The organism is Cedecea sp. NFIX57, from assembly GCF_900177785.1.
Classification (GTDB): Bacteria; Pseudomonadota; Gammaproteobacteria; order Enterobacterales; family Enterobacteriaceae; genus Cedecea; species Cedecea neteri_C.
In genome coordinates this window covers 1-8,877 of sequence record NZ_FXAS01000068.1, presented here as the reverse complement: position 1 = coordinate 8,877, position 8,877 = coordinate 1, and the positions used below count along the sequence as shown (strand labels likewise).

Genomic DNA, 8,877 nt, shown 5'->3' with positions numbered 1-8,877 from the left:
GGGGAAACGGGCTGTGGCATCAGGTCAAACGCTTTGACAGTGTACCCGCCTGACGGCGGGTAACTGAAGTGACTTTAAACATACAAGGGGATAAATAGTACGCGTATTCTCCCCCCAAAGCGGAATTGTTCTCTCCCTCTCCCCTCCGGGGAGAGGGTCGGGGTGAGGGGTTTCAATCTGAGGATTTCGCGTGCCGTTTTAACGTCTTATACCCGCCCCAGACGCGGTTGAGCGTGGTAAGCCAGCACAACCCGCCAAAGACCCACGCCAGCCAGGCAAACCAGCCGGGAAAAAGGCAGCCAAGCACAAACAACAGGAGAGTTTCGCTGCCTTCCGTCAGCCCGCCCAGATAATAAAACGACTTATGGGCGTAGCCTGGATTCGCGATATCGTGCCTCTGTGCCAGAGCTGCAAACGCCAGAAAGCTGCTGCCGGTGCCGATAAACGAAAACAGCAGCCACGCACCGGCAAGGGCGTTTTGCACCGGGTCCGCGAGAATAAAACCAAACGGCACAAGGGCATAAAAAAGAAAATCCAGCGTAATATCCAGGAAGCCACCGGCATCGGTTAGCCCTCTTCGTCTCGCCAGCGCGCCGTCCAGGCCGTCAAGCAGCCGGTTAAAGACAATGGCGACCAGCGCCGGGATATACCATTGCAGCGCCAGAAAAGGTAAAACCAGTGCGCCAATAACGAACCCTGCCAGCGTCAGCCTGTCCGGCGTGATAGCGGGCTTGTCGAGCACGACCGCCAGCCGATTAAGCGCGGGTTTTATCCGCGGGTGAAGATAGCTGTCGAACATCTAGGCTTTTCCCTTTGTCGGGCATAATCCCTGGGAGGGGATATCCAGCGCGGCGTTAAAGCGAGCCGAAAGGTTCTGGAAGGCAATCAGCGCGGTCAGCTCGGTCCCCGCCTGGTCGTTAAAATGCTGTTTAAGCCTGTTTTTTAACTCGTTGGTCACCTGCGGCGGCGTGGCGGTCATTGCTTCAGCGTAGGCCAATGCAACCCGTTCTTTCTCGTTAAACAGGGATTCATTTTGCCAGTTGGCCACCGCCAGCACTTTATCCATCGACTGGCTACGCTCTGCAAGGCGCAGGCTATTGGCGTCGATGCAAAATTCGCAGCTACATAACTGCGATACCCGGGTCATCACCAGCGAACGGGTCACAGGGTCGATTTTTGCCCGGCGTCTTTCCAGAAAACCGACAAACAGCGCCACCAGCCAGAACAAATACGGCAGACGCCCCCACCAGCGGGTTGGGTTTAACACCGCGCCAAAATGCTTCTCCTGCATCGCCACAATCGGGCGCAGGCTTTTGGGCAGCGTTTTAAGGGGTGCAATCCAGGGCTCGCTTTTCGTTTCCATCATTCAGTTACTCTTTTGCTGGCATGTCAGGGCGAGTATTATGCCACGCCAGCCCCAATGAGAATGTATACCCATGCTAAAAAACCTTGATGTTGTCGCGGCTATTATCGAGCGCGAAGGCAAAATCCTGCTCGCCCGTCGCGCTGAAAATGGCGATCAGCCGGGACTGTGGGAATTTCCAGGCGGGAAAGTAGAAACCGGAGAAACGCAGCCCGAAGCGCTTGCAAGGGAGTTACAAGAAGAACTGGGGATTACGGCGCAAATTAGCGGTTACGTGGCCAGTCATCAGCGCGAAGTGAGTGGGAGAATGATTCATCTGCACGCCTGGCATGTTGAAGCCTTTAGCGGCGACCCCACCGCGCATTGCCACAGCGAACTGGTGTGGTGTGAGCCGCCGGAGGCGCTTGATTATGCCCTCGCCCCGGCGGATATCCCGCTGCTGAAAGCGTTTATGGCTTCACGCGGCGCCAGACCAGCGGATTAGTCCCTAAGACTTTGTCATCGCGCTGGCACTGCAGCAAAATGCCTTCCGTTTTCACCACCGCCCCTTCGGAATAGTTTTTGTTTTCATAAATACAGCACTGGTTGCAGGGCGGCGTCTGCGGCTGATTGCTGTTGGTGAACACTTCCGGCGGGATCACCACGTCCACGTCAGGCTGACGGGGCTGCACCGCCATCGCTGGCAGACTCATCATTAGCCCCACGACGGCGGCGAGCAGGCTTTTTACTGGCATCATCACTTCCCTCTTTTTTGGCCCAACGTTTTGCTTTTTTTCCGTCATCCTGGGCTTTGATGCCCTTAAATGCATGGCGCACCGGCGTGGTTCGCGCCTGATGAATCAGATCATAAAGCGTCTGCACCAGCGGCTGCATAAAGTCCTGATAGCGACACTGCTTTTCGCTGATTTGCGTCAGCGTTGATTCCCAGTGCGCAGTCATGTCCGGCCTGGCGGCCAGCTCCGGCAGCGAGTGGATCAGCGCCCGCCCGGCTTCCGTAGAATGAATATAGCGCCCTTTCTTGACCAGGAAAGCGCGTTTGAATAACAGTTCGATGATCCCGGCTCGCGTCGCCTCAGTGCCTAATCCGTCCGTGGCGCGCAGGATCTTTTTCAGATCTTTATCCTGCACAAAGCGCGCAATCCCGGTCATCGCTGACAATAATGTGGCATCGGTAAAGTGGCGTGGCGGCTGAGTTTGCCGTTCAACCACTTCGCCATGCTCGCACAGCAGCTCATCGCCTTTAGCGACCACCGGCAGCGGCGTGCCGTCGTTCTCTTCATCACGCTCTTTACTGCCCAGCAGCGCCCGCCAGCCCGCTTCGGCAAGGAAACGCGCTTTGGCGATAAATTTTCCTCCGGCGATATCCAGATCGATGGTGCATTTGCGGAAGACGGCGTCGGCACAGAACTGCATTAAGTATTGACGGGCGATCAGGCCATAAACTTTAGCCTCATTTTCACTTAATGAAATTGAAGCGCTGCGGGCGGTCGGAATAATCGCGTGGTGGGCATCCACTTTTTTATCATCCCAGCAGCGGTTACGCAGGTCGGCATCCACCGCAGGCTGCGGCAGCAAATCCGGCTGATGCACGCTGATGGCGTTCATCACCGCATGTCGCCCGGCAAAGTGCTCTTCGGGCAGATAGCGACAGTCGGAACGTGGGTAGGTAATCAGCTTGTGGGTTTCGTACAGCTTCTGGCAGATATCCAGCACGTTCTGGGCACTCAGTCCAAAGCGTTTCGCCGCTTCAATCTGCAGGCTCGACAGCGAAAACGGCAGCGGTGCAATTTCCGATTCCCGTTTATCGTTATAGGCGGTGACCAGCGCCGGGTGGCCGTTGATACGCGCCACGACATGCTCCGCCAGCTTGCGGTTCAACAGGCGGCCTTCTTCGTCCTGATGGGGTTCGCAGGATTCGCTCGGCTGCCATACGGCTACGAAGCGCTCGTCCGCAGGCGTCACGATGTGGGCTTTCACTTCGAAATAATCTTTGGCGACAAAGTTTTCAATCTCTTCATCGCGGCGCACGACCAGGCCCAGCACCGGCGTCTGGACGCGGCCCACGGACAGCACACCCTGGTAGCCCGCATTACGCCCGAGAATAGTGTAGGCCCGGGTCATGTTAATCCCGTATAGCCAGTCGGCACGGGCGCGGGCCAGCGCTGAAACGCAAAGCGGAATAAACTCGCTGTTGGCGCGCAGGCGGGAAATCGCCCGCTCCACGGCCTGCGGGTTAAGGTCGTTGATCAGGCAGCGCTGCACCTGCTGGCGCTTTTCTGGTGCCAGTTGGAGGTAGTCCAGCACTTCGTCCACCAGCAGTTGCCCTTCGCGATCGGGGTCACCCGCGTGAACCACTTCGGTTGCCTGAGTCAGCAGCTTTTTGATCGCGTTGAGCTGTTTAGTCACGGAAGGACGAGGCTGGAGCTGCCACTTTTCCGGCACGATAGGCAAGTCTGCGAGGTTCCAGCGGGCATATCGCCCGTCATAGGCGTCCGGCTGCGCCTGCTCCAGCAAGTGGCCAATACACCAGGTCACCACCTGGCCGTTGCCGCATTCAATAAACCCATCGCCGCGACGATGGGGCTTGGGCAGCACGTCGGCAATGGCTCGCGCAAGGCTTGGTTTTTCCGCAATAAACAGCCGCATGAATTAACGGATCTCGATCATTGGGCGGCCAGCACGGGCCTCTTTCAGTTCACCGATGGCGCTGAGCTTAATGCCGTTCCGCTCGGCAGCCGCGAAGACTTCGGCTTCGGCATCAGCACGCACGGCCAGCAGCAGGCCGCCGGAAGTTTGTGGGTCGCACAGCAGGTTACGCCAGGCTTCAGGCATCTCGCCAATCAGTTGCCCGTAGCTGGCAAAGTTGCGGGAAGTTCCACCGGGCACGCAGCCCTGCTCGATGTAGCTTTCAACGCCCGGCAGTTTTGGCACACACTCGTACCACACTTCCGCCTGAACGCCCGCGCCCTCGCACATTTCGCTCAGGTGGCCCATCAGGCCAAAACCGGTGACGTCGGTCATCGCGGTCACGCCAGGAATATCGGCAAATTCGGCACCGACTTTATTCAACTGGCACATGGTTTCTGCCGCCAGGCCTTTGTGCTCTGGCAGCAGCAGGGATTTTTTCTCGGCGGTGGTCAACACGCCAATGCCCAGAGGTTTGGTCAGGTATAACTTACAGCCGGCTTCAGCAGAGCTGTTTTTCTTCACTCGCTCAGTTGGCACAACGCCGGTTACCGCGAGGCCAAAAATCGGTTCTGGGGCGTCAATCGAGTGGCCACCGGCCAGCGAAATCCCCGCCTGCTGGCAGACAAAACGCCCGCCTTCGATCACTTCACGGGCTATTTCAGGCGCCAGCGTATTAATCGGCCAGCCGAGAATAGCGATCGCCATGATCGGTTTCCCGCCCATCGCGTAGATATCGCTGATGGCGTTGGTCGCCGCTATGCGGCCAAAGTCGAAGGGATCGTCCACGATCGGCATGAAGAAGTCGGTGGTGCTGATGATACCGGTGCCATTGCCCAGGTCGTAAACCGCCGCATCATCGCGGGTTTCGTTCCCCACCAGCAGATTAGGATCGACAAACTTCGCCTGCTCACTGTGCAGGATGGTTTCCAGCACCTTCGGGGAAATTTTGCAGCCGCATCCTGCGCCGTGGCTGTACTGGGTCAAACGAACGGTTTGCTTCATGGACATCTCCTGTCGTTAGGCATTTTTACTCTGAATACTTCGCACTGCGGCCTGAAGTATGACGAGTATATGGTAGCGCTCAAACGCCCTGGTGGTAAGTCTGGCAGTCCTAATTCGCGTGTCGTTGCTCACTATGCAGGCAATCCGGAAGTTTTGTGAAGCCAGGCCGCATTTTGCCGACTCGCTCTTTTACTCGAATATGACAGAAATGTTACAACCATCTGGCAACTCACCGGACAACTAACGCATGTAAGGAATAACAATGAAAAAACGCGTATTAGCCTTCTGTATTGCCGGCCTGTTCTCCTCTACGGCCTTTGCCCTTGCACCTCAGGGAAATGATGTCACCACCAAACCCGATCTTTACTACCTGACCAACGCTCAGGCCATTGATAGCCTGGCGCTGCTGCCACCGCCGCCGGCAATCGGCAGCATTGCGTTCCTGAATGACCAGGCGATGTATGAGAAAGGCCGCCTGCTGCGCACCACCGAACGCGGTAAACTGGCAGAAGAAGATGCCAACCTGAGCGGCGGCGGCGTGGCTAACGCTTTCTCCGGTGCGTTTGGCTCGCCGATAACCGAGAAAGATGCGCCGGAACTGCACAAGCTCCTGACCAATATGATTGAGGATGCAGGCGACCTCGCCACGCGCGGCGCAAAAGAAAAGTACATGCGCATCCGCCCGTTTGCCTTCTACGGCGTACCAACCTGTAACACCAAAGAGCAGGATAAGCTGTCGAAAAATGGTTCTTATCCGTCCGGGCATACCTCAATTGGCTGGGCCACCGCGCTGGTGCTGGCCGAAATCAACCCGCAGCGCCAGAACGAGATCCTGAAACGCGGGTTTGAGCTGGGCCAAAGCCGGGTGATTTGCGGCTACCACTGGCAGAGCGATATTGATGCCGCTCGCGTCGTGGGGTCTGCCGTAGTTGCCACGTTGCATACCAACGCAGCCTTCCAGCAACAGCTGCAGAAAGCGAAAGACGAGTTTGCGAAACAGCAGAAGAAATAAGACGTGAAGTCCCTGCCGGGGAGATGCCCGGCAGGATAACGCTCAATCAGAAGTGAGAGACGAATGCAGAGGTGTCCGGGGCGCTGATGGTCGTCGACGCTTTCAACTGCGGCGTGCCGAGGTAGAGGAAGCCCACCACTTTGTCCTGCTCACGGCCACCCAGTCCTTCGCGAACCATGTCATTTTCAGTCCACGCGCCGCTGCGCCAGATGCCGTTAAAGCCCTGAGCCACCGCCGCCATCTGCATCGCCATCACCGCACAACCTGCGGAAACCACCTGCTCCCACACCGGCACTTTATGATTAGCCTCACAATGCGCGACCACAGCAATGATTTGCGGGGCACGGAACGGCGATGTACGCGCCTTTTCAACGCTTTTTTCGTCCATGCCAGCGGCAATGGCCGCTTTTTCTAAAAGCTGAGCAAAGCGCTCGCGCCCTTCCCCTTCAATAACGATGAAGCGCCACGGCTGGAGCGTACCGTGGTCCGGCGCGCGCATTCCGGCACGCAGAATATTTTCCAGCACTTCACCTGCCGGAGCCGGTTCGGCCAGACGGGACGCGCTACGGCGGTTAATCAAAAGTTCAAGTGCATCCATTTAAAAGCCCCTTACTGACATGAAATGACTGGTAAAGCGCGGAGGTTGCCCCAGTCCGTTAAATGATTTTCATTCACAAAATTAACACAGCCGTAGTTTTTGTTACAGCACCGCCCCGATTTCCTGCTGACATTTCCTCGCCCTCTCTTTAGGATAGCCTTTACTTTCGCCGCTTTAGCCAGCTTCATTGCGGCGTGCGGGTAATACCCCTGTTGAAGGTTATGGAGAAAACATGCGCACCATTGGGCGATTTATTAGCGGCTTTTTTAAGTGGACCTGGCGTCTGCTTAATTTTATTCGGGAATTTATTCTCAACTTGTTCCTTATCCTGCTGATCCTGGTTGGGGTCGGCATCTGGATGCAGGTAAAAAGCACGCCAGCGGAGCCAGCACGAGGTGCGTTGCTGCTGGACATCACCGGCGTGGTGGTAGACAAACCGTCGGTCAGCAATAAGCTGGGCGTGATTGGCCGCCAGCTGGTGGGCGCCAGTTCCGATCGTCTGCAGGAGAACTCCCTGTTTGACATCGTCGACGCCATTCGTCAGGCAAAAGATGACCGCAATATCACCGGCATTGTGCTGGACCTGAAAGATTTCGCCGGGGCCGATCAGCCGTCAATGCAGTATATCGGCAAAGCGCTGCGCGAATTCCGCGACGGCGGCAAGCCGGTTTATGCGATGGGCGACAGCTACAACCAGAGTCAGTACTACCTGGCAAGCTTTGCCAATAAAATCTGGCTCTCGCCGCAGGGCATGGTTGACCTGCACGGGTTCGCCACCAACGCGCTGTATTACAAAACCCTACTGGATAAGCTGAAAGTCTCGACCCACGTCTTCCGCGTCGGGACCTATAAGTCAGCGGTTGAGCCGTATATCCGCGATGATATGTCCCCTGCCGCACGCGACGCGGACAGCCGCTGGATTGGCGAGCTGTGGCAAAACTACCTGAACACCATCGCGGCAAACCGCCAGATTACCGCGCAGCAGGCTTTCCCTGGCGCTCAGGCGCTGCTGGATAACCTGCAAAAACTGGGTGGCGACACCGCAAAATATGCCCTGGACAACAAGTTGGTGGATGAGCTGGCGAGCAGTGCAGTCGTGGATAAAGCGCTGGTGAAACAGTTCGGCTGGAGCAAAGCCAACAAAGACTTTAGCTACACCAGTATTTACGACTACACCGTGAAAAAACCGTCTGAGCAAGGTGATGCCATTGCGGTGATCTTCGCCAACGGCGCGATCATGGACGGGGAAGAAACCCCAGGCCAGGTCGGCGGCGACACCACGGCGATGCAGATCCGTGAAGCACGTCTGGATCCAAAGGTGAAAGCTATCGTCTTCCGCGTAAACAGCCCTGGCGGCAGCGTCACTGCGTCCGAAACCATTCGTGAAGAGCTTGTCGCTGCGCGTGAAGCCGGGAAGCCAATTGTGGTTTCAATGGGCGGCATGGCGGCATCTGGCGGCTACTGGATTTCTACTCCGGCGAACTACATCATCGCCAACCCAAGTACGCTGACCGGCTCGATTGGTATTTTCGGCGTCATCAATACCGTAGAAAACACCCTCGACGCGATTGGCGTGCATACCGACGGCGTATCAACGTCACCGCTGGCCGACGTGGCCGTGACCAAGAAACTGCCGCCTGAAGTGCAGCAGATGATGCAGCTCAGCATCGACAACGGCTACAAGCGCTTTATTGGCCTGGTGGCGGCGTCCCGTAAGAAAACGCCGGAGCAAATCGATCAGATTGCTCAGGGCCACGTCTGGACCGGGGAAGATGCCAAAGCCAACGGCCTGGTTGACAGCCTGGGCGACTTCGACGACGCCGTCGCCAAAGCCGCGGAGCTGGCGAAGCTGAAAAGCTGGCACCTGGCGTTCTGGCAGGATGACGCGACCTTCACCGACATGGTCTTTAACGCCATGACCGGCTCGGTACGCGCCGCACTGCCTCAGGCCATTCAGGCTTACCTGCCAGCCCCACTGGCCGATGCCGCGCTGGCGGTCAAAGCCCAGAATGACAAATTCGGCACCATGAACGACCCGCAAAATCGTTACGCCTTCTGCCTCACCTGCGGCGATGTGCGTTAATTTACTCACATGAAGCAAAGCCCGGTTAAACCGGGCTCAGACTGCTGACAAAGTCCTGGCCGTGAGGCCGGGACTTTGATCTAATAAGGTCAGTGCAAAAAACGGACTGACCGCCATGCTCAGAGAACTTT

General features: G+C 56.9%; 9 protein-coding genes. 3 read left to right on the top strand and 6 right to left on the bottom strand.

Going from position 1 to position 8,877, the window contains the following annotated elements; genetic code table 11:
- Positions 1-172 precede the first annotated feature (172 nt).
- Together B9Y90_RS25135 and B9Y90_RS25130 are read right to left on the bottom strand one after the other, a co-directional pair.
- A complete protein-coding gene (locus B9Y90_RS25135) occupies positions 173-799 on the bottom strand; it encodes a CDP-alcohol phosphatidyltransferase family protein (protein WP_085543029.1) in 627 nt (208 codons plus the stop codon).
- A complete protein-coding gene (locus B9Y90_RS25130) occupies positions 800-1,366 on the bottom strand; it encodes a carboxymuconolactone decarboxylase family protein (RefSeq protein WP_039292276.1) in 567 nt (188 codons plus the stop codon).
- A 70-nt stretch (positions 1,367-1,436) separates the two neighbouring features.
- Here B9Y90_RS25130 and B9Y90_RS25125 point away from each other — a divergent pair, with 70 nt between their 5' ends.
- The gene (locus B9Y90_RS25125; protein WP_085543028.1) at positions 1,437-1,847 is read left to right on the top strand and encodes a pyrimidine (deoxy)nucleoside triphosphate diphosphatase; all 411 of its coding nucleotides are present in this window, start codon (positions 1,437-1,439) and stop codon (positions 1,845-1,847) included.
- On the opposite strand, the gene B9Y90_RS25120 is transcribed toward B9Y90_RS25125, so the two are convergent.
- The 3 genes from B9Y90_RS25120 to selD are packed head-to-tail and all read right to left on the bottom strand — an operon-like array spanning position 1,813 to position 5,053.
- On the bottom strand, positions 1,813-2,058 hold the full coding sequence (locus B9Y90_RS25120; protein WP_231560128.1) for a YnjH family protein: 246 nt from the start codon (positions 2,056-2,058) through the stop codon (positions 1,813-1,815). The two genes, B9Y90_RS25125 and B9Y90_RS25120, sit on opposite strands and share 35 nt — an antisense overlap.
- The gene (locus tag B9Y90_RS25115; protein WP_085543027.1) at positions 2,015-4,009 is read right to left on the bottom strand and encodes a DNA topoisomerase III; all 1,995 of its coding nucleotides are present in this window, start codon (positions 4,007-4,009) and stop codon (positions 2,015-2,017) included. The genes B9Y90_RS25120 and B9Y90_RS25115 overlap by 44 nt, the downstream gene beginning before the upstream one ends.
- 3 nt (positions 4,010-4,012) lie before the next feature.
- Entirely contained in the window at positions 4,013-5,053 is a 1,041-nt protein-coding gene (gene selD / locus B9Y90_RS25110) for a selenide, water dikinase SelD (RefSeq protein WP_176227935.1), read from the bottom strand.
- Positions 5,054-5,315: 262 nt separating this feature from the next.
- Here selD and phoC point away from each other — a divergent pair, with 262 nt between their 5' ends.
- A complete protein-coding gene (phoC, locus tag B9Y90_RS25105; RefSeq protein ID WP_085543026.1) occupies positions 5,316-6,065 on the top strand; it encodes an acid phosphatase PhoC in 750 nt (249 codons plus the stop codon).
- Positions 6,066-6,111: 46 nt separating this feature from the next.
- Here phoC and B9Y90_RS25100 read toward each other — a convergent pair whose 3' ends face one another.
- Positions 6,112-6,663, bottom strand: coding sequence for an NAD(P)H nitroreductase (locus tag B9Y90_RS25100; protein WP_085543025.1), 552 nt, complete (start codon positions 6,661-6,663; stop codon positions 6,112-6,114).
- Between the two features lie 232 nt (positions 6,664-6,895).
- Here B9Y90_RS25100 and sppA point away from each other — a divergent pair, with 232 nt between their 5' ends.
- On the top strand, positions 6,896-8,746 hold the full coding sequence (sppA, locus tag B9Y90_RS25095) for a signal peptide peptidase SppA (protein ID WP_039292243.1): 1,851 nt from the start codon (positions 6,896-6,898) through the stop codon (positions 8,744-8,746).
- The last annotated feature ends 131 nt before the right edge of the window (positions 8,747-8,877 follow it).

Bases quoted from the DNA above. Each gene is read 5' to 3' on its own strand.
- B9Y90_RS25125 (WP_085543028.1), top strand. From the start codon at position 1,437: ATGCTAAAAAACCTTGATGTTGTCGCGGCTATTATCGAGCGCGAAGGC.
- B9Y90_RS25130 (WP_039292276.1), bottom strand. From the start codon at position 1,366: ATGATGGAAACGAAAAGCGAGCCCTGGATTGCACCCCTTAAAACGCTG.
- selD (WP_176227935.1), bottom strand. From the start codon at position 5,053: ATGAAGCAAACCGTTCGTTTGACCCAGTACAGCCACGGCGCAGGATGC.
- B9Y90_RS25115 (WP_085543027.1), bottom strand. From the start codon at position 4,009: ATGCGGCTGTTTATTGCGGAAAAACCAAGCCTTGCGCGAGCCATTGCC.
- phoC (WP_085543026.1), top strand. From the start codon at position 5,316: ATGAAAAAACGCGTATTAGCCTTCTGTATTGCCGGCCTGTTCTCCTCT.
- B9Y90_RS25135 (WP_085543029.1), bottom strand. From the start codon at position 799: ATGTTCGACAGCTATCTTCACCCGCGGATAAAACCCGCGCTTAATCGG.
- sppA (WP_039292243.1), top strand. From the start codon at position 6,896: ATGCGCACCATTGGGCGATTTATTAGCGGCTTTTTTAAGTGGACCTGG.
- B9Y90_RS25120 (WP_231560128.1), bottom strand. From the start codon at position 2,058: ATGATGAGTCTGCCAGCGATGGCGGTGCAGCCCCGTCAGCCTGACGTG.
- B9Y90_RS25100 (WP_085543025.1), bottom strand. From the start codon at position 6,663: ATGGATGCACTTGAACTTTTGATTAACCGCCGTAGCGCGTCCCGTCTG.